The organism is Granulicatella balaenopterae (genome assembly GCF_900111135.1).
Taxonomy (GTDB): Bacteria; Bacillota; Bacilli; order Lactobacillales; family Aerococcaceae; genus Granulicatella; species Granulicatella balaenopterae.
Genome location: NZ_FOGF01000001.1, coordinates 92,784 through 116,201 on the forward strand (window position 1 = coordinate 92,784; position 23,418 = coordinate 116,201).

Consider the following 23,418-nt stretch of genomic DNA (forward strand, 5'->3'; position numbering starts at 1 on the left):
ATACTTATTACGTTAGGTTAACTAACCAACGTTTTTTTCTAAATAAATATTGCGAGATAATTAATTTTAAGATATCGCAACTTTGACCAGTTAAGTAAATAATGAAAATGGATGCATCTGTAAAGTAAGTAACAACGGCCATTGCTGGAATAGTCACTAACCACATAAAACCACCATCCATAAATAAAGTTGATTTCATATCGCCACCAGCACGTAAGATATAATAGGTTTGGACAGTGACTAAATAGACCCAATACATGCAAGCCATAATGCGAATCATCTTAACGGCTAAATCATGTGATATAGCAGATACTTGGTAGAGATTTGGTACGATATAGCTTGCCCCCCACATACCCAATCCACATACAAAGGATAAGACAAAAATCAAACGAATCATTGACTTAGCATTATCTAAAGCCTCATCAAACTTATCAGCTCCTAATAATTGAGAGATAAATACCGGAGTCGCAGCCGAAACGCCTTGAGCAACCGAGAAGAAGATGGTATTTGTTGCATCAGCAATCGCATAAGCTGCAATGACTTCACTACCACGAGTGGCGTATAGTTTTAAGATGGTTGCCATACCAATTGCCCAAATAACTTCATTGGTTGCAAGTGGTAGTGCTTTTTTTAAGACAGCGATAACAGTATCTTTAGCGATATGGCAACGCTCATTGAATTTTGTATTAAATGTATAGTGGTGATATTTAACGAATGAATAGATAATCGTAAATTCTAATATTCTAGCACAGATTGTTGCAATCGCAGCCCCTGATACTCCTAATCTAGGAAAGCCGAAATTCCCAAAGATTAAGAAATAATTCAAAGTAGTATTTAATACCACACCGAATAAACTAGCAATTAAGGGTAACTTTACCTGACCCAAAACTTTTAAGGTAGTACCATAATTAATTGATAAAATAAATGGCACAAATGAGAATAGCATTAACATAATATACTCTTTTGCAAGGGATTCAATTAAAGCATCTTTCACAAAGAAATGAATAATCTCTTTATTAAAGAATATCAAGGCTAATGCCGCTATTAAAAATATTGTTCCCGAGAAAATTAAAGAAATACGGAATACTTCTTTTTGTTTACGTGGATTATTAGCGCCATGATACTGTGCGATAAATACACAAGTCGCAGCTACTAATCCAAATATGGTGAATGTGATAATTCCTAAGATTCTCGCACTGATTGAAACAGCCGAGATAGCCGCATCACCTAATTGTCCTACCATTAAGTTATCAATCATCGCTACTAAAGTCGTCACTAAAGCTTGCGACATTACCGGAATAACAATTTTAAAATAACTTTGATAGAAATCTTTTGATCGCATAGTATAGCCCTCCAATGTAATTGTATGTAACATACTGAAACACCCACAACCAAAGTCACGAGTGTTAAAGTGCATTTCATAATAAAAAAACACTACTCAATCGTAGCATTAAGAAATGTCCAACACCACAAGTATAGCAGAGTTCATAGGGAAATCCAATCTTTTACAGCGAAGTTACGCTAGATTCGTGGGAATTTATCAAATATTTCTGAAAACGTTATTATCTAAACAAAAAAAGAAAAAAGTAGTATAATAAATGTGAAAAGTAGATAATAAAAAGGTGGGAGTATAATGGATAAAAAACATGTGATTGTATTGTCTTATGATGCATTCAGTGAATTGGATTTCGATAAGGCAAAAGAGTATCCTAATTTCAAGCGATTATTACAAAATAGTTATTATTCCAAAGAATTAACAAGCGTCTATCCAACAATGACTTATGTGATTCATTCAACAATTGTAACGGGGGTCTATCCTGATAAGCATAAAGTTTTGAATAATTATATTTTTGAACCATTTTTACCTGCAAATAAAAAGTCATGGCATTGGTATCGTGAACAGATTAAGGCGGATACCATTTATGATGCGTGTAAACGTCAAGGTTTAACGACCGCTAGTATTATGTGGCCTGTTAGTGGGAAAGCGGCGATTAAATATAATTTTCCAGAAGTTGTGGCGATTAATAAAGAAAATCAAGCCCTAAAATTATTAAAAAGTGGTTCACCATTCTTTTGTATGAAGATGGCTGCTAAATATGGTCGTAAATTAAAAGGAGCTAGTCAGCCGGAATTAGATAATTTTACAACAGATGTATTAGTGGATACAATTCTAACGAAAAAACCGAATTTAGTGATGGGACATTTGATTGAATTAGATGATACTAAGCATAACTATGGAATTGACCAAGAATTAGTTTTAAAGCCAGTTTATGAGCGTATGGATCATCGAATTGGAAAGGTGTTGGATGCGGTAGAAGAAGCAGGTATTAAAGAATCAACTAGTATTATTTTACTGGGAGATCATGGTCAGTTTACCGTAAAAAAAGAGTTGCACTTGAATCAATTATTAGTTAATAATGGCTATATTTGGCGTGAGGGTGGCAAGTGGAAGTGGAAGGCTTATTTCCAAAGTACAGGTGGAGCAGCATACTTGCGTTTGAAAGAAGAATCAACGGAAATGGTTGAAGCAATTCGCCAATTATTAGCGTGTATAAAAGCTGATTATCCAGATGCTATCGAGGGAATCTTAACGTCTGAAGAGATGCGTGCCCGACATATTGATGAGTCAATCCCTCTAATGGTGGAAGCTCCTGTTGGTACGGCAATTGTTGAGACGATTAATGGCTATTTATTAGAAGATATTGAGGCTATGGGAGAAGTACGTGGGGAACATGGCTATTCACCCGAGAAAGCTAATTATCATTGTGGATTTGTCTTATCTTCATCTGAATTACCAAATGCTAAAGATGTTGGTGCTTTACAAATGGTTGATATTGCACCAACGATTGCTCAATTATTAGGGATTGACTTTCCTCGAGTAGATGGCACTAGCATTTTTCACAAATAACATAAGAGTCTAGGCTTAGTGATTGACTAAACTTAGGCTCTTTTTCTTATGTTTTCTTGATTAATTTATAAAATAAATAACTAAAAAGGATGTAAAAAGTAAATAACGCAACAAAGGCGATAGAAAAGCCATCAAGACTTGTGATGAAATTTTGGAGTAGGGTAATTGGCTGGAAGATATCCCATGAATTAAAGCGTAAAAAGCGCCCAATATAAATTCCAATCGCAGTTAATAGACTAATCACTGGTAGACTAATGAGCGATAGCCACTTAGTAGGAACTTTTTTAATATACATTAACATCTTATCCAGAGAGTATAAGCCAGCATAAGTTCCCAAGATATATAAACCAATTGCATCAATTAAGATAATCCAATCATCAATATTATGAAAATAGATCGTTTCAACGGGGGAATAATTAACGCTTGGAAAAACCTCATAAAAATGCCCGTTTTGTAAATGAATCAAATCTGTCACCACATACATTGCATTTGGGAAAAATAATAGCCATAAAATACCTACTAAGACGAGATAAATCCGATTCGGCTGCGTCTTGACTAACCGTTCAAATACCATCATACAAATTAGAGGAATAATTGCTAAAAAAAGATTCCAAATAAATATAAATGGCATAATGGAGATGGAATCTAAGACAAAAATCATCAACCCAACATTAAATAACAGATAACTTATCATAAAATTTTTTAGACATAAGGCTTGTTCTCCTTGACGATATAGGAAAAAAAGATACATAAATACTAAAAAAATATAACTTATTTCTAACATTTTCCTCACCTAACTTTCCATTCATCTTACTACTTTCATTTTAGCTCAAATCATCACTAATTGTAAACCTTAGAAAATGATGAAAAACATTAAGAAATCTTAAAAAAATTTGATTGCTAAAAACAAAAAACAGTTGTATTCTATAGTATGTAAACAAAAATTATTAAGGAGTGATTAGATGAGATTTCAAGATTATAAATATGAACGCCCAAATTATGAAGCTGTAAAAGAAGAATATACAGCATTAGTAGAAGACTTAAAAAATGCTGAGTCAAAAGAACAAGCATTAGAAACAGTAGAAAAAATCATTAAGATTGATGGCACAATTGATACACAATTAACATTATGGTCAATTCGTTCTTCAATCGATACAAATGATGAATTCTATAAAGAGGAAACAAACTTCTGGAATGAATACATGCCATTATTTGCAGAATTAAATAACTTATATTATGCGGCTGTATTAGATTCAACATATCGTGAAGATTTAAAAGAAGTATTACCAGAGACATTCTTTATGTTGGCTGAGAACGCACGCAAAACATTCTCACCAGAAATTATTGAATTATTACAAAAAGAGAATGAATTAGTAGATGCATACAAAAATCTTATCGCAAGTGCTCAATTAGATTTCCAAGGAAAAACATATACATTAGCACAATTAACACCTTGCATGCAAGATACAGACCGTGAAACTCGTAAAGAAGCGTATCGTGTATATGCAGGATTCTTTGAAGAAAATGAAGAAAAATTTGACGAAATCTATGACGGACTAGTTAAGACTCGTGACCAAATCGCTAAAACATTAGGCTTTAAAGATTATGTTGAATATGGTTATTACAATATGAACCGTTTTGACTATAACCGTGAAGACGTAAAAGTATATCGTCAAGAAATCTTAAAACACGTTGTACCAGTAGTTGATTCATTATACAAACGTCAAGCTAAACGTATTGATGTACCTGAATTAAAAGCATACGATATGTCATTAGAATTCTTAGATGGCAATGCAGTCCCTCAAGGTGATCCTGACTTTATCGTTGGTGAAGGCGTGAAGATGTATCACGAATTATCAAAAGAGACTGGTGAATTCATCGACTTTATGATGCAACATGAATTATTAGATTTAGTGGCTAAAAAAGGTAAACAAAGTGGTGGTTACTGTACTTATATTAATGACTATAAGAGCCCATTCATTTTCTCTAACTTCAACGGAACAAGTGGCGACGTTGATGTATTAACCCACGAAGCAGGACATGCCTTCCAAGTGTTCCGTTCACGTTGGATTAAATCACCAGAAGTATTATGGCCAACATACGAAAGCTGTGAAATTCACTCAATGAGTATGGAATTCTTCGCTTGGCCTTGGATGGAGAACTTCTTCAAACACCAAGTAGATAAATACAAATTCAGCCACTTATCAGGCGCATTAACATTCTTACCATATGGTGTCTTAGTTGACCACTTCCAACATGAAGTATACGAACACCCAGAAATGACACCAGCAGAACGTAAAGCTAAATGGCGTGAATTAGAAAAAATGTACTTACCAATGAAAGACTATGAAGATGTAGAAGTATTTAATCGTGGAGCTTTCTGGTTTAAACAAGGACATATTTTCTCAACACCATTCTATTACATTGATTACACATTAGCTCAAGTATGTGCCTTACAATTCTGGAAACGTGCCATTGTTGATCATGATGAAAAAGCTTGGGAAGACTACCTACGCATTTGTGATTTGGGCGGAACTAAGAGCTTCTTACAAATCGTTGAAGCTGCAAACTTACGCTCTCCATTCCAAGAAGGTGCCTTAACAGACATCATTGGATCAGCAAATGATTACTTACTAGCAATCGACGACACAAAATTATAAAATAGTAAACAATTTTCGAGGCAGTTATCTTTTAAGGTAGCTGTCTTTTTTTCGTGATTCAACGTATAATAGTGAAGAACGCTTTACTAAATAGTGACAAGTCTAGCAATCATCTAGCTTTGTCAGAGAAATGAGGTATATATAATGAAAGAAGTAATGCAAGAGATTAATAAATTCCGTGAAGACCGTGATTGGAACCAATACCACACACCAAGAAACCTAGCAACATCGATTATTATTGAAGCTGGCGAATTAATGGAGAATTTCCAATGGCAAGATGAACCAAAAGATATGGTCAATGTCAAAGAAGAGATTGCTGATGTCTTAATCTATACCATGATGTTAGCTGATGACTTGGATTTGGACTTAGAAACCATTATTCGTGAAAAAATAGCTAAAAACGCGTTAAAATATCCCCTAGAAAAATAAGTTTGCGATTCAGTCTAGCTCTAACTAACTATTTTAGTAAGAGTGTGGTAAGATAGTACAAGGGAAAAAGCGAAGATAGCTCAAGTAATAGTGATGAAGTAAAGTACCAATCACTGTTAGGTATCGTAAGGATAGAGAAAAGTGAGGGATAGAGATGCTAAGAATAGCGATAATGGGAACTAGTTGGATTTCTAAGGATTTTGTCGCAGCCGTTCAGTTATCAGAATTATATCAAGTTGAAGCCGTTATTAGTCGAACGCAAGAAAAAGCTGATCAGTTTGCAGAAGAGTTTGCGATTCCAGAAGCCTTGACGTATGACAGTGTTGATTTGCATGAATTGGCAGTCGATGTCGTCTATCTAGGAACACCGAATGCGATTCATTTCCAGCAAGCCAAAGACTGTCTAAAAGCTAAAAAACATCTGATTGTTGAAAAGCCAGCCTTTGATAATCTAGCGCAATGGCAAGAAGTTCATCAGTTAGCCAAAGAACTGGGATTATTTGTTTTTGAAGCAGCGCGACACTACCATGAAGATAATTTCAAAATCGTTAAACAATGGGTCGATGCCAATCAATCAGCTATAAATGGTGTTAACTTAAGTTTTGCCAAGTATTCATCTAAGTATGATCGCTTTTTACAAGGTGATATTGCGCCTGTATTTACGAAGGAGTATTCAGGTGGGGCATTAGTGGACTTAGGTATTTATCCCTTATATGCGTCGATTGCTTGGTTTGGTGAGCCGCAAGCTGTTCAGTATTTTGCTCAGATGTTACCAACAGGAGTCGACGGTAATGGGGTAGCTATCCTACGTTACCAAGATTTCGACGTCACCATCCATACCGGTAAAAATATTACATCAAGCCAACCTTGTGAGATTTATGCTGGTAAAGAGACCTTAGAATTGAATGGCATTAATATTATTAGTGAGATTAAGCTTGTTCAATCAGGCGAAGTGATGAGAGATTTAGCCTTGCCAACAGCAGAACATTATTTATTAGATGAAGTGATGTATTTTGCCGAGGTTATGATGCATCCTCATGATTCTCTTTGGTTAGAAGAATATCAGGAATGGACAAGTATAAGCCAGTTAGTCGCCAAAGTATCCGAACAATTACGACAAACAGCGGGGATCAAATTTACATCAGAAGAAGGAATTTAGCGCAAAATAGCGTATAAAAATAACATTAAAAGAAATTGAGGAATAAAAGTGAGAATAGAAACAGAAGCATTACAACAATTATGGGATTCGAATAATTTTGAAAAAGAAACGCTAATTCAAGAAAAAACAATGGATATCATTAAAGACGGGAAAGATGTTATAGGCATTTCACCAACAGGAACAGGGAAGACAGTAGCCTACTTATTACCATTAATCGATAAAATGGAAGCCAATAAACAATTGCAAACAGTAGTTCTAGCACCAAGTCAAGAATTAGCTCGTCAAATTGGTGAAGTAGCACGAGTATGGTGTAAAGCAAAAGGATTGACAGTCCAAGTAATTACAGGTGGCGTGAACCAAAAACGTCAATTAGAACAATTAAAGAAAAAGCCAGAAATGGTGATTGGAACAGTTGGCCGTTTAGTTGAATTATCAAAAGTTAGAAAATTAAAACTTCATCAAGTAACAGCTTTAGTATTGGATGAAGCCGACTACCTACTTAAACCAGATCAAATTGGCATGACACGTGATTTCGTAAAAAAATGTCCATCACAACGTCAAATGGTCTTTTTCTCAGCAACAAGTAATGAAACATTATTAGAAGCTGAAAAATGGTTTAATGTTAAGCCAGAAATGATTGATGTCCGCCAAGAAAAAGAAGCGGTTAATGCAAATGTTACTCATGGCTATATTATTACACCAACTCGTAAACGTGATGAACAATTACGTCGCTTAGCACAATTAGAAGGTATGCAAGCATTAGTGTTTGTGCGTTCAATTGCCGATGTAGCAATTTTAGCGGAGAAGATGATTTATCGTCATATTCCAGTTGCAGTCTTAAGTAGTGATACCAATAAATTAGATCGTCAAAAAGCTATGAAACAATTACGCTCAGGCGAAGTCCGTTATTTAATTGCCACAGAAGTTGCTGCTCGTGGATTAGATGTAGAAGATTTACCAGCTGTTATTCATTATGATGTTTCTGAAACAACTGAAAGCTATACTCACAAATCAGGACGTACAGGTCGTATGGGTAAAAATGGCTTAGTCTTATCATTAGTGAATGAGCGTGAATTACGTAACTTAAAACATATTGTTCCAGAAACAGTCACATTAGAAGAATTATTTGTATATGGTGGCGAATTGGTAACCAGCCTACCCGAAAAGCAAAGAAATGAAAATCGTGATAAGAAAAAATCATATTCAAAAGATAAGAAAAAATCATATTCTCGCGAGGGCAAAGAAAAGAAAACTCACCGTGCCGCCAAGCGTGACGAGCGTAAATCATATGGTAACCGAGACGACAACCGCTCATCATATAAACGTAATGACCGCAAATCATATGGAAATCGTGATGACAACCGCTCAAGCAATAGAAGAAATAGCTCACAATCAACTTTCAAAGGGAAGTTCAGCGCTAAAAAAAATGATTATAAATTAAAAAAATAAATAATAATGAAGTTAGCAATGAATTTTCGTTGCTAATTTTTTTATTGGTATCCCACTAACTAAATCTCCATAATATATTGATATTTCGTAAAAAAATCAGACTATTGACAGCAGAATCATCATTTGATAGACTAATACCAATAGTAAGACCACAAAAAGTCTTGATCCACGCTTGTTAGGGAAAATTCTCTAGCAGGCTTTTTTTATGGTTTATTGAAGGAGTGTTTGGATGAAAAAAGTAGATTTAGTAAATGATTCGATAGTCAGTGCCATGATTCGATTTTCTTTGCCGATTATTTTAGCTTTATTTTTACAGGCTTTGTATGGTGCATGCGATTTATGGGCAGTAGGGCAATTTGCTACGCCGGTAGATATGTCGGCTGTTTCAACTTCAAGCCAAGTATTATTGATGCTGAATGGGTTGATGACGGGGATTTTTAGCGGGACGACGATTTTACTAGGATTAAGTAGTGGCGAACGACGCTTTGATAAATCTCGCCAAGTATTTGCAGGGACATTTTGGATTATTTTAATAATGAGTGCTGTTGTAACAGTTGTATTAGGTGTATTTGCTGAAAAGATAGCGGTGATGGCTAATGCACCCGAAGCAGCCTTACTACAAACAACTAATTATTTGCGTATTTGTGGCATGGGGACATTTTTCATTATTAGTTATAATGGGATTAGTGCTTTATTTCGTGGGGTGGGGAATTCAACTCTGCCTTTAATGTTTGTGGCAATTGCAGGAGCTACCAATATGATTTTGGATATTGTCTTAATTAAGTATTTTGAGATGGGAGCCACTGGTGCAGCATATGCGACGGTCTTTGCGCAAGGTTTGAGTGTAGTATTGTCGTTGATTTTTATGAAGCGATATGATTTTGATTTTTCATTAGATAAGCGTATCTTTACTTGGGATTATGTGACTATAAAAGAGATTATGCAGATAGGATTACCGATTGGCTTATTGCAATTATGTAATGAATTTTATTATTTTATCTTGATTGGTTTTGTGAATCGCTTAGGAGTAACAGAATCAGCCGGTGTTGGTGTGGCTGAGAAGTTAATTCTCTTCTTAATCTTAATTCCTTTATCATTTATGACGGCTTTATCTTCTTTTGTATCTTTTAATATTGGGGCTGGGCAAAAAGAACGTGCTAAGAAAGGTTTATTTACAACGATGAAATTATCTGTCAGTTTAGGATTTGTGATGGCTAGTATCTTATTCTTTTTGGGAAGTCACTTGGCAGGTATCTTTAGTGAGAACGAAGCTGTAAAAGATTGTGCAGGATTATTTTTAAAAGCAACGTCATTGGAATGCTTTATTTTATCGATTGTTTATTGTTTGACGGGATATTTTAATGGCTTGAAACGTTCAAGTTTTGTGATGTTGCAAGGGGTAGCAGTTATCTTTTTGGTAAAGATTCCCTATGCGTTTATTGCACAAAAATACTTGCCATATAAATTATTCAATCTTGGCTTATCGACGGTATTAGGTGCAGCAAGTTCTTTAGTTTTGTGTGTGGGATATTATCTCTATCTTGAAAGAAGAATCAAAAAAGTATCACACTAAGTACTGTGCATCATTAGAATCAAAATATTAGAACGTGGCATCTTGTAGCAATAGAAACTACTAAAGCCATTTGACAAGTAGTATGTCTAGGTATATTATGATAATACATACTACAATTAGAGGAGGATATGGCCATGAGTTTGTTTAATACAACGACTAATAGTAATCGTTATTATTATAGTGTTTATAGATAAGTTTGTATCTATTATTCATAGGTACAAGCTAGCAATAGTATTGTATCTATGAAGACTATAAGTTATTAAGCATGAGGTCTACATAGATGAAGAATCTAAGTGGACCCAAGAAGTCATATCTTACCATAGTTAAAAGCTTCTTTTAAGCGTTTTACAAAAAGGACCATTTAGATTTTTCTAAGTGGTTCTTTTTGTGCTTTCTAACAGTAATTTATTAAAAGGAGTGAATAAAATGGAATTAGTATTTTCAAGTATTACCCAAGGATTATTATGGGGCATTATGGCAATTGGTGTCTTTATAACCTTTAGAATTTTAGATATTGCCGATTTAACGGTGGAGGGGAGTTTCCCATTAGGCGGGGCAGTGTGTGCTGTCTTGATTTGTAATGGCGTCAATCCTTTATTAGCAACCTTTTTAGCATTTATCGCTGGTATGGCGGCGGGAGCGGTGTCAGGATTATTACATACGAAAATGCAGATACCGCCACTATTAACAGGAATTATTACTTTGACCGCATTATATTCAATTAATTTGAAAATTTTAGGAAAAGCCAATCTAACCTTACTCAAACAAACAACCTTAGTCAGCCAATTTGAAAGCTTTGGACTTACTAAATCACTAGCTGTTTTTTGCATTGGTGGATTATTTGTGGTAGTGGTCATTGGATTATTAAGTCTCTTAATGAAGACCGAATTAGGACTAGCCTTACGAGCGACTGGTGATAATTTATCAATGAGTGAAGCAAATGGCATTCCTGTACAAAAAATGAAATTACTGGGTTATATGATTAGCAATGGTTTAGTCGCTTTATCAGGTGCTTTACTCACACAAAATAATGGTTTTGCGGATATTAGTATGGGGGTAGGAACGATTGTGATTGGTTTAGCATCAATTATATTAGCGGAAGTTATGATTAAGAATCTCTCATTTGCAAAAAGATTAGTAACTATTATCTTTGGAGCAATTATTTACCGCTTAATTTTGGTGATTATTTTAGAAATACCGGGAATGGATGCTCAATTAGTGAAGTTAGCCTCAGCTATTCTCTTAGCGCTCATCCTCTATATCCCAACCTTAGAAGCGAAAAATCAAAAAGCTATTATGAAGATTAATAAATAGGAGGAAAAAAGATGTTACAACTAAACAATATCCATAAAATATTCGAAGCAGGAACCATCAATGAAAATCATGTCTTAAAAGGATTGAATTTAAAAGTGGAAAAGGGTGATTTTATCTCAATTATCGGTGGAAATGGGGCTGGAAAATCAACCCTGATGAATGTCATCTCAGGTAACTTAACACCAGATTTAGGAGATATTCAATTAAATGGTCAAGATATCACCAAAGCCAAAATAATCGAACGCTCAAAATACATTAGCCGCGTCTTTCAAGATCCAAAAATGGGAACGGCAGCCCGCCTAACCATTGAAGAAAATCTAGCCATCGCCCATAAACGAGGACAAAAACGAGGATTGGATTGGGGTGTTAAAGAACATCATAAAGAGCAGTACATCAAAGCTTTAGAAGAACTAGACCTTGGATTAGAACAACGCCTCAAAACCGATACCCAATTCTTATCAGGAGGCCAACGCCAAGCTTTAACATTATTAATGGCAACCTTAGTTCGACCAGAAATCCTATTATTAGATGAACATACAGCCGCCCTAGACCCGAAAACTAGTGAAATGGTGATGCGCTTAACCGATAAATTAGTACAAAAACAACAATTAACCACTATTATGATTACTCATAATATGGAACATGCCATAAAATATGGCAACCGCTTAGTCATGTTGCATCAAGGACAAGTAGCCGCCGATATCAAAAAAGACCAAGCTAAACCCCTAACCGTTAAAAAATTAATGGAACTTTTTCAAAAAAGCAGTGGGCAAGAACTTATTTCAGATGACGTGATCTTAGGATCCTAACTAGTAAAAAAGTTGCGCAGACTATTACTGAAAATAGCTCTGCGCAACTTTATTTGTTTATTCATTAAAAAATATGACTACGATATAAACCGACAACCTTACCTAAAATCGTAACATCAGGCAAAATAATAGGATCAAGTAAATCATTTTCAGGCTGCAGACGAATGTGATCTGTCTCCTTATAGAATCTCTTACAAGTCGCTTCATCTTCACTTGTCATAGCAATAATAATATCACCGTTTTGAGCGTGAGATTGCTTTCTAACAAAGACGTGATCACCATCTAAAATACCAGCGTTAATCATACTTTCACCACGAATTTGAAGCATATAAATATCTTCATGACTGTCAATAAATTCGGGGGGGATTGGGAAGAAATCTTCAGCTTCCTCAACTGCTAAAATGGGTTCACCAGCCGTCACCACCCCAAGCATTGGAATCATATCAGGAGTAATACCTAATTCATTTAACCCTTTTTGAGTGACTTCAATGGCACGAGGCTTAGTCTTATCACGAACGATAAAACCATTCTTTTCTAAACGAGATAAGTGCCCATGAACGGTGGAGGTTGATGATAGATTAACAGCTTCACCAATCTCTCTAACTGTTGGTGGATACCCATGCTCTGAAACTTCGCGATAAATGCATCTTAAAACTTCTATTTGACGGGATTCTTTACGTGCTTTCATCAAGGATACCTTCTTTCATATATTTTCAAATTCATTATATCACGAACAAGTATTCTTATCAAACAAATGTTCGTGGTAAAAAAATAAAAATAGATTGCAAAATACCCGATAAATCAGTAAAATAAAAGAGTAAGAAATTTAGAAGGAGTGATAACATGTTTGACAACATCGATCAATTAGCTGTGGATACAGTCCGTACATTAAGTATTGACGCTATTCAAGCTGCAAATTCAGGACACCCAGGATTACCAATGGGTGCAGCACCAATGACTTATGTATTATGGTCAAAATATTTAAAAGTAAATCCTAAAGACTCAACTTGGGTGGACCGTGACCGCTTTGTATTATCAGCAGGACATGGCTCAGCATTATTATATTCAATGTTGCACTTATCAGGTTATGATGTAACAATGGATGATTTGAAAAACTTCCGTCAATTAGGAAGCAAAACTCCTGGACACCCAGAAGTTCACCATACTGACGGTGTTGAAGCAACAACTGGACCATTAGGACAAGGCTTTGCGAATGCTGTAGGTTTTGCGATGGCAGAAGCTCACTTAGCTGAAACTTATAACCGTGAAGGCTTCCCAGTAGTAGACCACCACACATATGCATTATGTGGCGATGGCGACTTAATGGAAGGTGTCTCTTATGAAGCGGCATCATTAGCTGGAACATTAAAATTAGGTAAATTAGTCGTATTATACGATTCAAATGATATTTCATTAGATGGACCATTAAACAAATCATTTAATGAAAACGTTAAAGGTCGCTTTGAAGCAATGGGATGGCAATATATTCGTGTTGAAGACGGTAATGATTTAGATGCTATTGCTGAAGCGATTGAAGAAGCACAAGGCGAAACAGAAAAACCAAGTATTATTGAAGTGAAAACAATTATTGGTTTTGGTGCACCAGCTGCTGGAACAAGTAAAGTTCATGGAGCTCCATTAGGTGAAGAAGGAATCGCAGCCGCTAAAGCAAACTATGGCTGGGAATATGATCCATTTACAGTACCAGAAGAAGTTAGTCACCGTTTTGAAAAATTATTAGTAAAAACTGGCCAAGAAGACCAAGACGAATGGGTATCTTTATTTGAAGAATACCGTGCAGCTTATCCAGAATTAGCTGAACAATTCGAAACAAGCTTCCAAGAAGAGATTGCAATCGATTTAGCAGAAGTATTACCTACATATGAAGAAGGCACGCCAGCTCTTGCTTCACGTGTAACAAGTCAAAATGCTATCCAAGAATTAGGTAAAGCATTACCAAACTTCTGGGGTGGATCAGCTGACTTATCATGCTCAAACAATACAATGAATAAAGCTGACCAAGACTTTGAAGCAACAAACTACGCTGGACGTAATATTTGGTATGGTGTACGTGAATTTGCAATGGGTGCAGCATTAAACGGAATCTTATTACATGGCGGAACACGCTCATATGTAGCAACATTCTTCGTGTTCTCAGACTACTTAAAAGCAGCTATTCGTGTAGCAGCATTATCAAACTTACCAGGAATCTATGTATTTACACATGATTCAATCGCTGTAGGTGAAGACGGACCAACTCACGAACCAATTGAACAATTAGCAACATTCCGTTCAATGCCAAACGTGAACGTAATCCGCCCAGCTGACGGTAATGAAGTTTCAGCAGCTTGGAAAACAGCTCTTGAAGCAACAGATCGCCCAACTGTATTAGTATTAACTCGTCAAGGCTTACCAGTTTTACCAAATACTAAAGAAACAGCCTTCACAAATGTAGCTAAAGGTGCTTATGTAATTAGCGCCCAAGTTGGCGACACTCCAGAAGGTATCTTAATCGCAACTGGTTCAGAAGTTGAACTTGCAATTCGTGCTCAAAAAGAATTACGCACATTAGGTCACGATGTATCAGTCGTATCAATGCCTTCAATGAACTTATTTGAAGAACAAGATGCTGAATACATTGAATCAGTATTACCATCATCAGTTCGTAACCGTATGTCAATTGAAATGGCAGCAACATTTGGATGGGAACGTTATGTAGGATTAGATGGTGTAACTATCGGAATTGATCGTTTCGGTGCTTCAGGTAATGGACCAACAGTAATGGCAGAATATGGTTTCACAGTAGAAAATATCGTGAAAAACTATACAGAAGCTTTTGCTAAATAATTAAACAAATGAAATAAAAGAGTTATACGTCCTCATATCAAGATGTATAACTCTTTTTTTATTTATTAAAGGTTTATATATTTATAAATGATTAGTCGAAATGGGGCGTGTTTTTACAAACACTTATACCTTAATAGAGGGATACTTATTAGGTGCATAAAAATACAGTAAATTAAAAAAATTGTATAATAAATGGTGCCATTGAAGAATTTCTTCAATGGTATCATTTATTTTTTCGTTCATGATAGGTGGACGAAAAAATAATAAATCAATAATACGACCACATTAATTGTAGTCGTATTATTGATTTAGATAAAATTTTTAATAATACTAGCGTCTTGATAACCTTTATGGTACATGTTTATTAAGGCGTCTTTATTTTTGCCTAGAACGGTTAATCCACTAACATCATCGGGGGCTAGTATTAAGATTTTGCCAGTTTTTTCTAGTTGGATGGCTTGCTCTAATTGTTGATTGTATAAGCGTCCACGTTGTTTGAGAGCTAGGGCAGCTTCTGGATAATGGCGATTTAATAGATGGGCCATATAGTCATCAACATGAGGCAAGTGTCGAAAGTCTTTTGGATGCGTTAGGATAATAACCACTTTATCGCAACCATATTCTAAAGCTTTTTCGTAGGGAATGGGATCAGTAATGCCACCGTCGTAATAAGGTTTGCCATTAACAAAGTAGGCTTGATTAACAATTGGTAGGCAGGCAGAAGCTTTGACAGCATCGTATTGGTTTTTGTTGATATCATCCAAAGTAAAATATGTCGCTTTCCCTGTAATGGCATTTGTTGCAACAACGATTAATTCTTTGCCAGATTCGACCATTGTTTGGTAATCAAAAGGGTTTTCCCCATTTGTATGCGATAAATCATCGTAAATATAATCTAAATTTACATATGAACGACTATGAACAAAATTATAAAAGCTCATATATTCCCGTCTAAAAGCATATTCCGTATAAAATTGATAGTTTCTGCCTCGCTGGTTTGACATATAGGAGACGACATTAGCACTCCCAGCTGAAACCCCACAACACAAATCAAAATGAATCTCTTCATCCATACAATAATCTAAAATGCCGGCACCATAAATATCACGTTCACCGCCACCAACATCTACAATTCCAAACTTCACATAATCACTCCTAGAATAATAGTTATCATGAGTATTTATCCATCTTCATATTTATTATAGCACTTCTGTAAGGGGATAGCATTCTTGTTTTCGGAATTTATCAGAATCTAAAACAATTTCTTCTAATAAGGGAGAGAAAAGTTTGTGAGACCTTTACATATATAGAATGCTTATATTATAATAAAAGAGTTAAAGATTTTGTAGAAAGATTGAGGAGTGAATGATGGAACTTGAAAAGACAACCCATATGAATATGTTGGTCGAATTTTACGGCTGTTTATTAACACCTAAGCAATTAGGCTATATTGAATTATATTATGCCGACGATTATTCATTAGGGGAGATTGCTGAAGATTTCGCAGTTAGTCGCCAAGCTGTATATGATAATATTCGTCGTACTGGAAAGATATTAGAAAAATACGAATCACAATTACATTTAGTAGCTGATTTCTATCATAGACAAGCAATATACGACCAATTAGAAAAATATATTGATAATGTCTATCCCAATGATGTAACGCTACAGAATACGATAAAAGCATTACAAGATAGTAATAAATAAGACATAAGAGGAGCAATTAAAATGGCATTTGAAGGTTTATCAGATCGTCTACAGTCCGCAATGGGCACAGTGTCAGGTAAAGGTAAGATTACTGAAGCTGACTTAAAACAGATGATGCGTGAAGTTCGTTTAGCTTTATTAGAAGCTGACGTTAACTTTAAAGTAGTAAAAAAATTCGTTAAAACTGTAAACGAACGTGCATTAGGAGCAAATGTATTAGAATCATTATCTCCAGCACAACAAGTAGTGAAAATTGTTAATGAAGAATTAACAGAATTAATGGGTGGCGAACAAGCACCATTTAATTTCTCACCAAAACCACCAACTGTTGTCATGATGGTCGGTTTACAAGGGGCAGGTAAAACAACTACTGCCGGTAAATTAGCTAAATTCATGCACAAAAATGAACACAAGCGTCCGTTATTAATTGCAGCCGATGTGTATCGTCCTGCTGCGATTGACCAATTACAAACTTTAGGTGAACAATTAAATTACCCAGTATTCTCAATGGGAACAGATGCTGATCCAGTTGAGATTGCTCGTCAAGGTATTGAACGTGCTAAAATTGATGGTCGTGATTTAGTCATTATCGATACGGCTGGTCGTTTACATGTGGATGATCAGTTAATGGCTGAATTACAAAATATTAAAGAAGTTGCTAATCCACAAGAAATTCTATTAGTAGTTGACTCAATGACAGGGCAAGATGCTGTTAATGTAGCCGAAACATTTAATGAACGTTTAGACATCTCAGGGGTAGTCCTAACAAAATTAGATGGTGATACTCGTGGTGGTGCTGCTTTATCAATCCGTTCAGTAACTGGCAAACCAATTAAATTTACTGGTCAAGGTGAAAAACTAGAAGATTTCGAAATTTTCTATCCTGAACGTATGGCTTCTCGTATTTTAGGTATGGGTGACATTATGACTTTAATCGAAAAAGCCCAACAAGATTTCGATGAAGAAAAAGCCCAAGAGATGGCAGATAAGATTAAAGCTAATACATTTGACTTTAATGATTTCTTAGACCAATTAGACCAAGTGAATAAAATGGGACCATTAGAAGATATTATTAAAATGATTCCAGGCTTAAATAAAATGGCTGGTTTGGACCAATTAAAAGTTGATCCTAAAGATACTGCTCGAATGAAGGCGATTGTTTTATCAATGACTAATGAAGAGCGTGAAAATCCAGAAATCTTATCACAACAGCGCCGTAAACGTATCGCAAAAGGGTCTGCGCGTCCATTAGCTGAAGTGAATCGTTTAATCAAACAATTTAATGAATCTAAGAAAATGATGAATCAATTATCTAACGGTAATATGCGTGGTTTAGAGAATATGATGGGCGCAATGGGACAAATGGGTGGACGTCAAGATAAGATGGCTCAACTAGCGATGCAGAAGATGGCACGCAAACAACGTAATAATAAACTGAAAAAATTGAAGAAAAAACGTAAAAAATAAAAAAATTTAAAAAATTTCACCCTGTAAAGAAAAAACACTTTACAAGTGATAAAAAGTCTGTTAATATTACTAACTGTGAGATAAATATTTGGAGGTGTAAAATACATGGCAGTTAAAATCCGTTTAAAACGTATGGGTTCTAAAAAGAAACCTTTTTACCGTATCGTAGTAGCAGATTCTCGTTCTCCTCGTGATGGACGTATCATCGAAAAAGTAGGTACATACAATCCAGTTGTAGTTCCAGCTGAAGTTAAAATTGATGAAGATTTAGCATTACAATGGTTATCTAAAGGTGCTCAACCATCTGATACTGTTCGTAACTTGTTATCACAAGAAGGTATCATGAAAAAATTCCACGAATCAAAAATGTCTAAGTAATCAAATATGTGCATAATGCATAAATGAGGTGAAAAGAATGCCTGATATTAGTGAATTAATTTTAGCAATGGTCGAACCATTAGTTGCTCACCCAGAAGATATCACTATTGATATTTCTGAGTCACGTGACTTTATGGAGTACTCATTACAAGTACATCCAGATGATATTGGTCGTGTCATTGGTAAGCAAGGTCGTGTTGCACGTGCCATCCGTACAATTGCTTATAGCGTGCGTACAAAAGGTCCGAAACGTGTTCGAATTAATATCGAAAACAATGCAGCATAATCAACTAAGAAGCTCAACAGTCTAGTGCTGTTGGGTTTTTTTGTATAGTAAGCTACATTGAGAGTTGAAAATGGAGTCTGCTACGATAAAGCGTGATTCGTTTTTGCATTTCTAAAATATAATTAGCGAAATGATTGAATATAGTGTAAAATAAATAGGGTCTAATAGCTAAAGATTTGAAAAAAAGTCTATCGTATCGTGTTAAATTTATATGGTGAGTTACGGTAGAGAAAATAGATAATATGTAATAAAGAGAGGAAGAAATGAATGGAAAATTATTTTGGTGTAGGAAAGATTGTGAATACGCAAGGCTTAAAAGGGGAAGTGCGTGTGATTTCAAGAACGGACTTTGCAGAGGAACGATATCAAAAAGGTAGTAAATTGCGTTTATTCCGTGATGGACATGAAACACTTGATTTAATTGTAAAATCACACCGTAAACATAAAAACTTTGACTTATTAACTTTTGAAGGGTATCCACGTATTGAAGACGTTGAAGTGTTCCGTGATGGTTTGTTAAAAGTGGCGGAATCTGATTTAAGTGAATTAGAAGATGATGAATTTTACTATCATGAAATCGTTGGTTTAGATATTTATACAGATGAAGGTGAGTTACTAGGGAAAGTCAAAGAAATTTTATCACCAGGAGCTAATGATGTCTGGGTGGTTAAGGCTGTTGCCAAAGGGAAAAAAGATATTTTAATTCCATATATCGAGCCTGTTGTTAAAGAAATTAATTTAGCAGAAGGTAAGGTTGTGATTACGGTGATAGAAGGGTTGATTGATTAATGAAAATTGATGTATTAACACTTTTTCCAGAAATGTTTACAGGACCGATGACGCAATCAATGATCGGTAAAGCAATCGAACAAGAAAGAATTGAATTTGACACATTAGATTTCCGTCAATTTGCCAATAATAAGCATAATCATGTAGATGACTATCCTTTTGGTGGTGGTGCTGGTATGTTATTGAAGGTTGAACCAATTGATTTAGCCTTGCAAGCTTTAGAAGAAAAACATCCAGATACTAAAAAGCGTGTCATTTTATTAGATCCAGCAGGTAAAACCTTTACCCAAAAAGATGCAGAGGAATTAGCTGAAGAAGAACATCTTATTTTTATTTGTGGCCATTATGAAGGCTATGACGAGCGTATTAAGACGTATGTGACGGATGAGTATTCGATTGGTGATTTTGTCTTAACGGGCGGTGAATTAGGGGCTATGGTAATGATTGATGCGACAGCTCGTTTATTACCAGATGTATTAGGGAATGCCCAGTCAGCAATCGGTGATTCGCACTCGACTGGTTTATTAGAACACCCACAATATACACGTCCTCGTGTCTACAAGGATATGGAAGTGCCAGAAGTCTTATTCAGTGGAAATCACAAAAAAATCGCGGAATGGCAACAAAAAGAGTCATTAAGAAAAACATACCGCAGACGACCAGATTTATTAGAGAAATACAGTCTTTCAAAAGAAGAAGAACGTGTTTTATCTGAAATTATTAAAGAAGAGAAATAGTGAATTAATGGAGCCGGTTACAAGACTGGCTTTTTTTGTACATTTTTACTTGAAAAAATACTTTCGTCAAGCGATAATAAATTTATAAGTAAGATTAAAATTAAAACAAAGGGGACGTTATTATGAATAAAAAATCAAATAATATTGCGAAATTATCTCCAAAAACAGGAGCATTTTTATCAGGTTTAGCATTAGGGTCTGTTGGTTTAAAATTAATTGCAAGTAAAGAAGCAAAACATGTATATGCGAAATCTTTAGCAAAAGTCTATAAAGCAAAAGATGCCTTTGATAGTAGCATGTCACAAGTGAAGCAAGGTATGGATGATATTGTTGATGAAGCTAAAAATATTTATGATGAAGAACTTCTTGAATCAAATCTAGAAGAAGTTAATGAAGAAGTGGCTGAGTAGTCATGAAAGATTACAAAATTATTTATCAATCAAAAACGCGTGTTAGAGTGCGTGTATCATATCGTTTAACGCCAGATGTTAGATTTTATCTGGATAAGTTGAAGGGACGTTTTAAAGATATTAGAAAGATTCACTTTTATAATGATTCGTATACAATGGCTGTTGAGATTAATCATGCGAATGCGAATGTTGTAAAAGAATTCCTATCAGCGGTTGAGGTAGATAAGGTGAAGGAGTGCTATTTGAATCCTACTCAGGAGAAAGCAATCACTCCCTACGATATTATTACTAAGGCCGTTTATCGTCGTATGGCGCATCGTTTTTTAACGCCGCCACCATTACGTTTGGCGATTACTTTGAAGAAGACGTATGCATTTTATGATGATGCGTTAGAATCGTTGAGGAATAAGCGTTTGGATATGAGTGTTTTAGACTTTACAGCGATTGCGATTGCCTTATTAACAGGTGAGATGAAGACTGCTAATACGATTATGTTCTTATTGAATCTAGGAACTGATTTGGATAGTTGGTCTTATAAAAAGTCGATTGAAGATTTGGAACATAATTTATTGAATCAAGATGCCGAGATTTGGATTGAAAAGAATGGCGTAAGAGTGCTTGTAACGATGAATGAAATTACGATAGGTGATCATATTGTTATTTCTGAAGGGAATGAATTAAAATATGATGGCGTAGTTGTCTCAGGACGTGCTTATATGAATGAAAGTTCATTAACAGGTGAGACTTTCCCAATCTCTAAAAAAGCTGGGTCTAAAGTTTTTGCAAATACGGTAGTGGCTTCTGGTGAATTAGTAGTGGAAGTGACGAATGATCAAGCGAATGTTCATTTGCATCGTTTAGTAGATTTAATTAAAGAGTCAGAAAGTATCACCAATAGCAAGCAAAAGTTATTTATTGATAAAGCAGATGATTTAGTGAAATATAACTTTATTGGTGCTGCCATAACTTATTTATTAACAGGTTCATTTACTAAGGCAATTTCCTTCTTACTAGTAGATTATTCTTGTGCGTTAAAAATTGCGACGCCAATTACTTGTCTAACGGCAGTCAATGAAGCAGCAGAACATGGCATCGTTATTAAGGGCTCAAATAATTTAGAGGTCTATCATGATTTAACAACTTTTGTATTTGATAAGACGGGTACCTTAACAACGGGTATTCCAACGATTGAACGCATTGTACCGTTTTTTGGTCATTCAGTTGAAGAAGTCTTACGAATTGGAGCTTGCTTAGAGGAACATGTCTATCATCCATTTGCTCAAGCCGTTGTTGAAAAGGCCAAACAAGAACATATTGAGCACGAGGAAATGCATGGCGAATTACAACATATTGCTTCAAAAGGTATTAAATCTACTATTGATGGTAAAAATGTTGTGATTGGTAGTCGTCGTTTTATGAAAGAAGAAGGTATGGTACTAAATGATGAACAGCGCGCTGTAATTAGTGAGACAGAAGCTTTTTATCACTTATTATATTTAGGGTTCGAGGATAAGGTAATTGCTTTATTCTGCATTGATACACCTTTAAGAAGTGATGCTATTGATACATTGCAATGGTTAAAACGGCACGGTAAGAAAATTGTCCTCTTAACAGGGGATACTGCCGAGAGAACTAATACTCTCCGTCAAAAAATTACCTTTGATGAAGTAATGACCGAAGTAAAACCAGAAGATAAGTTCAATTATGTTAAAAATCACCAAGAATCCGGAGAACGTGTCTTGATGATTGGTGATGGCTTAAATGATTCTGCAGCCTTATCAATGGCAGATATTGGTGTTGTAATGGATAATTCTTCGGATGTTGCAAGACAATCTTGTGATATCATTCTATTATCTGATCAATTACACTCATTGAAGACCTTAACCCAACTTTCAGAAGAGATGCATCAACAACTAGCGAAAAACTTAAATAGAACCGTAATTGTTAATACTAGTTTAATTGGTCTAGGGCTCTTTAGTATTTTCCCTCCAAACTATTTAGCCGTTGTTCATAATCTAACAACAGCTGGAATTGTTGGAAGTAGTTTTAATTATCTAAAAAATAAAAATATCAAGTAGTAAGTGTCTAGTGTTTAGTTAGACGATAAAAAAATATTATGTTGTAAAGAACAAGATTAGAATATCTGTTCTTTGACAACATAATACTGAGAGTGGTAAGACACTGTAAATTTTAGCCGGAAAGACTTCCCAACGATCAGGATTCCGACTATCCAGCAGAAGCTGGTGATAAGCTATAAAAGTATACTGTTAGAGATAACGACATTAGCTATTAATTTGCGATGACTATATAATAATATATACGAGCAAATTATGAGACGCTTTTTGCGATTTAAAATAAAATACAACCAATAATAAAATAAAATAAAATAAAATAAAATAAAATAATTAAAAAATAACATAAATAAAATAAAAAAACCAGACTAACGAATGTGGGGAGAACCTATAGAAATTAGTCTGGTTTTTACTTTAAAAGCGA

General features: G+C 35.1%; 21 protein-coding genes. 17 read left to right on the forward strand and 4 right to left on the reverse strand.

What is annotated here, in order from left to right; translation table 11 throughout:
* Window positions 1–7 precede the first annotated feature (7 nt).
* Window positions 8–1,342: an MATE family efflux transporter gene (locus tag BMX09_RS00395; RefSeq protein ID WP_177159472.1), complete on the reverse strand. Its 1,335-nt coding sequence runs from the start codon at window positions 1,340–1,342 to the stop codon at window positions 8–10.
* 291 nt (window positions 1,343–1,633) lie between these two features.
* Here BMX09_RS00395 and BMX09_RS00400 point away from each other — a divergent pair, with 291 nt between their 5' ends.
* Window positions 1,634–2,908: an alkaline phosphatase family protein gene (locus BMX09_RS00400; protein ID WP_089745507.1), complete on the forward strand. Its 1,275-nt coding sequence runs from the start codon at window positions 1,634–1,636 to the stop codon at window positions 2,906–2,908.
* 46 nt (window positions 2,909–2,954) lie between these two features.
* On the opposite strand, the gene BMX09_RS00405 is transcribed toward BMX09_RS00400, so the two are convergent.
* A complete protein-coding gene (locus tag BMX09_RS00405) occupies window positions 2,955–3,602 on the reverse strand; it encodes a DUF1361 domain-containing protein (RefSeq protein WP_177159473.1) in 648 nt (215 codons plus the stop codon).
* 268 nt (window positions 3,603–3,870) lie between these two features.
* Here BMX09_RS00405 and BMX09_RS00410 point away from each other — a divergent pair, with 268 nt between their 5' ends.
* The 7 genes from BMX09_RS00410 to BMX09_RS00440 all read left to right on the forward strand — a co-directional run bounded on the left by BMX09_RS00410 (window position 3,871) and on the right by BMX09_RS00440 (window position 12,301).
* Window positions 3,871–5,568 (forward strand): M3 family oligoendopeptidase, encoded by a 1,698-nt coding sequence (locus BMX09_RS00410; RefSeq protein ID WP_089745510.1) that lies wholly within the window; start codon window positions 3,871–3,873, stop codon window positions 5,566–5,568.
* Window positions 5,569–5,712: 144 nt separating this feature from the next.
* Window positions 5,713–5,997 (forward strand): nucleotide pyrophosphohydrolase, encoded by a 285-nt coding sequence (locus BMX09_RS00415; protein WP_089745512.1) that lies wholly within the window; start codon window positions 5,713–5,715, stop codon window positions 5,995–5,997.
* A gap of 154 nt (window positions 5,998–6,151) precedes the next feature.
* Entirely contained in the window at window positions 6,152–7,156 is a 1,005-nt protein-coding gene (locus tag BMX09_RS00420; protein ID WP_089745514.1) for a Gfo/Idh/MocA family protein, read from the forward strand.
* A 48-nt stretch (window positions 7,157–7,204) separates the two neighbouring features.
* Window positions 7,205–8,605, forward strand: a complete 1,401-nt coding sequence (locus BMX09_RS00425; protein WP_245711094.1) for a DEAD/DEAH box helicase — start codon at window positions 7,205–7,207, stop codon at window positions 8,603–8,605.
* Between the two features lie 229 nt (window positions 8,606–8,834).
* A complete protein-coding gene (locus BMX09_RS00430; RefSeq protein WP_089745516.1) occupies window positions 8,835–10,178 on the forward strand; it encodes an MATE family efflux transporter in 1,344 nt (447 codons plus the stop codon).
* A gap of 426 nt (window positions 10,179–10,604) precedes the next feature.
* Complete coding sequence (locus BMX09_RS00435; RefSeq protein WP_089745518.1) at window positions 10,605–11,492, forward strand: ABC transporter permease; 888 nt, start codon at window positions 10,605–10,607, stop codon at window positions 11,490–11,492.
* An 11-nt stretch (window positions 11,493–11,503) separates the two neighbouring features.
* Entirely contained in the window at window positions 11,504–12,301 is a 798-nt protein-coding gene (locus BMX09_RS00440; RefSeq protein ID WP_089745519.1) for an ABC transporter ATP-binding protein, read from the forward strand.
* A 64-nt stretch (window positions 12,302–12,365) separates the two neighbouring features.
* On the opposite strand, the gene lexA is transcribed toward BMX09_RS00440, so the two are convergent.
* Window positions 12,366–12,989, reverse strand: coding sequence for a transcriptional repressor LexA (gene lexA, locus BMX09_RS00445; RefSeq protein ID WP_089745522.1), 624 nt, complete (start codon window positions 12,987–12,989; stop codon window positions 12,366–12,368).
* Window positions 12,990–13,144: 155 nt separating this feature from the next.
* Here lexA and tkt point away from each other — a divergent pair, with 155 nt between their 5' ends.
* A complete protein-coding gene (gene tkt / locus BMX09_RS00450; protein WP_089745524.1) occupies window positions 13,145–15,148 on the forward strand; it encodes a transketolase in 2,004 nt (667 codons plus the stop codon).
* 308 nt (window positions 15,149–15,456) lie between these two features.
* Here the strand turns inward: tkt and BMX09_RS00455 are convergent, their stop codons facing one another.
* Window positions 15,457–16,293, reverse strand: coding sequence for a patatin-like phospholipase family protein (locus BMX09_RS00455; protein WP_089745527.1), 837 nt, complete (start codon window positions 16,291–16,293; stop codon window positions 15,457–15,459).
* A gap of 223 nt (window positions 16,294–16,516) precedes the next feature.
* On the opposite strand from BMX09_RS00455, the gene BMX09_RS00460 reads away from it, so the two are divergent.
* The 8 genes from BMX09_RS00460 to BMX09_RS00495 all read left to right on the forward strand — a co-directional run bounded on the left by BMX09_RS00460 (window position 16,517) and on the right by BMX09_RS00495 (window position 23,000).
* Complete coding sequence (locus tag BMX09_RS00460; RefSeq protein ID WP_089745529.1) at window positions 16,517–16,855, forward strand: putative DNA-binding protein; 339 nt, start codon at window positions 16,517–16,519, stop codon at window positions 16,853–16,855.
* 21 nt (window positions 16,856–16,876) lie between these two features.
* Window positions 16,877–18,322, forward strand: coding sequence for a signal recognition particle protein (ffh, locus tag BMX09_RS00465; protein WP_089745531.1), 1,446 nt, complete (start codon window positions 16,877–16,879; stop codon window positions 18,320–18,322).
* Between the two features lie 105 nt (window positions 18,323–18,427).
* Window positions 18,428–18,700: a 30S ribosomal protein S16 gene (gene rpsP, locus BMX09_RS00470; protein WP_089745533.1), complete on the forward strand. Its 273-nt coding sequence runs from the start codon at window positions 18,428–18,430 to the stop codon at window positions 18,698–18,700.
* A gap of 37 nt (window positions 18,701–18,737) precedes the next feature.
* On the forward strand, window positions 18,738–18,986 hold the full coding sequence (locus tag BMX09_RS00475; protein ID WP_089745534.1) for a KH domain-containing protein: 249 nt from the start codon (window positions 18,738–18,740) through the stop codon (window positions 18,984–18,986).
* 267 nt (window positions 18,987–19,253) lie between these two features.
* Complete coding sequence (gene rimM / locus BMX09_RS00480; RefSeq protein WP_089745536.1) at window positions 19,254–19,775, forward strand: ribosome maturation factor RimM; 522 nt, start codon at window positions 19,254–19,256, stop codon at window positions 19,773–19,775.
* Complete coding sequence (gene trmD, locus BMX09_RS00485; protein ID WP_089745538.1) at window positions 19,775–20,512, forward strand: tRNA (guanosine(37)-N1)-methyltransferase TrmD; 738 nt, start codon at window positions 19,775–19,777, stop codon at window positions 20,510–20,512. Before rimM ends, trmD begins: the two co-directional genes overlap by 1 nt.
* A 122-nt stretch (window positions 20,513–20,634) precedes the next feature.
* Complete coding sequence (locus tag BMX09_RS00490) at window positions 20,635–20,922, forward strand: DUF6110 family protein (RefSeq protein WP_089745540.1); 288 nt, start codon at window positions 20,635–20,637, stop codon at window positions 20,920–20,922.
* A 2-nt stretch (window positions 20,923–20,924) separates the two neighbouring features.
* On the forward strand, window positions 20,925–23,000 hold the full coding sequence (locus BMX09_RS00495) for a heavy metal translocating P-type ATPase (protein WP_089745542.1): 2,076 nt from the start codon (window positions 20,925–20,927) through the stop codon (window positions 22,998–23,000).
* The last annotated feature ends 418 nt before the right edge of the window (window positions 23,001–23,418 follow it).

Excerpts from the sequence above, each read along its gene's own strand:
- BMX09_RS00395 (WP_177159472.1), bottom strand. The coding sequence starts at position 1,342 with ATGCGATCAAAAGATTTCTATCAAAGTTATTTTAAAATTGTTATTCCG.
- BMX09_RS00400 (WP_089745507.1), top strand. The coding sequence starts at position 1,634 with ATGGATAAAAAACATGTGATTGTATTGTCTTATGATGCATTCAGTGAA.
- BMX09_RS00405 (WP_177159473.1), bottom strand. The coding sequence starts at position 3,602 with ATGATAAGTTATCTGTTATTTAATGTTGGGTTGATGATTTTTGTCTTA.
- BMX09_RS00410 (WP_089745510.1), top strand. The coding sequence starts at position 3,871 with ATGAGATTTCAAGATTATAAATATGAACGCCCAAATTATGAAGCTGTA.
- BMX09_RS00415 (WP_089745512.1), top strand. The coding sequence starts at position 5,713 with ATGAAAGAAGTAATGCAAGAGATTAATAAATTCCGTGAAGACCGTGAT.
- BMX09_RS00420 (WP_089745514.1), top strand. The coding sequence starts at position 6,152 with ATGCTAAGAATAGCGATAATGGGAACTAGTTGGATTTCTAAGGATTTT.
- BMX09_RS00430 (WP_089745516.1), top strand. The coding sequence starts at position 8,835 with ATGAAAAAAGTAGATTTAGTAAATGATTCGATAGTCAGTGCCATGATT.
- BMX09_RS00435 (WP_089745518.1), top strand. The coding sequence starts at position 10,605 with ATGGAATTAGTATTTTCAAGTATTACCCAAGGATTATTATGGGGCATT.
- BMX09_RS00440 (WP_089745519.1), top strand. The coding sequence starts at position 11,504 with ATGTTACAACTAAACAATATCCATAAAATATTCGAAGCAGGAACCATC.
- lexA (WP_089745522.1), bottom strand. The coding sequence starts at position 12,989 with ATGAAAGCACGTAAAGAATCCCGTCAAATAGAAGTTTTAAGATGCATT.
- tkt (WP_089745524.1), top strand. The coding sequence starts at position 13,145 with ATGTTTGACAACATCGATCAATTAGCTGTGGATACAGTCCGTACATTA.
- BMX09_RS00460 (WP_089745529.1), top strand. The coding sequence starts at position 16,517 with ATGGAACTTGAAAAGACAACCCATATGAATATGTTGGTCGAATTTTAC.
- ffh (WP_089745531.1), top strand. The coding sequence starts at position 16,877 with ATGGCATTTGAAGGTTTATCAGATCGTCTACAGTCCGCAATGGGCACA.
- rpsP (WP_089745533.1), top strand. The coding sequence starts at position 18,428 with ATGGCAGTTAAAATCCGTTTAAAACGTATGGGTTCTAAAAAGAAACCT.
- BMX09_RS00475 (WP_089745534.1), top strand. The coding sequence starts at position 18,738 with ATGCCTGATATTAGTGAATTAATTTTAGCAATGGTCGAACCATTAGTT.
- rimM (WP_089745536.1), top strand. The coding sequence starts at position 19,254 with ATGGAAAATTATTTTGGTGTAGGAAAGATTGTGAATACGCAAGGCTTA.
- trmD (WP_089745538.1), top strand. The coding sequence starts at position 19,775 with ATGAAAATTGATGTATTAACACTTTTTCCAGAAATGTTTACAGGACCG.
- BMX09_RS00490 (WP_089745540.1), top strand. The coding sequence starts at position 20,635 with ATGAATAAAAAATCAAATAATATTGCGAAATTATCTCCAAAAACAGGA.
- BMX09_RS00495 (WP_089745542.1), top strand. The coding sequence starts at position 20,925 with ATGAAAGATTACAAAATTATTTATCAATCAAAAACGCGTGTTAGAGTG.